General features: G+C 42.7%; 1 pseudogene. It reads right to left on the reverse strand.

The annotated features are described in order from the left end of the window. Nucleotides 1-182 (reverse strand): annotated as a pseudogene (locus SORDD16_RS12145) (hypothetical protein); the annotation flags it as partial. Nucleotides 183-218 lie beyond the last annotated feature (36 nt).

Below are 218 nucleotides of genomic sequence, written 5' to 3' on the forward strand. Positions count from 1 at the left end.
TTGTTCATTATAGATTCCCCCGGTAATTTGGTAACGGTATGCTCACGATTAAGCATGCCTACGACAAGTTCTTTTGCAGTTACCAAGGCCCGAATCGCTTGTCGTTCTTGCGCCTTCATCTTTTCCTTAAAGCCTCTATCGAGCTGCTCTCTTGTAATTAAGGTATCCTCATCAGTTAGCACTACCTTTTTTACCCCTCCATGTTTGTTTTACATCTG

This window comes from Streptococcus oralis, assembly GCF_001578945.1.
Lineage (GTDB): Bacteria > Bacillota > Bacilli > Lactobacillales > Streptococcaceae > Streptococcus > Streptococcus oralis_Q.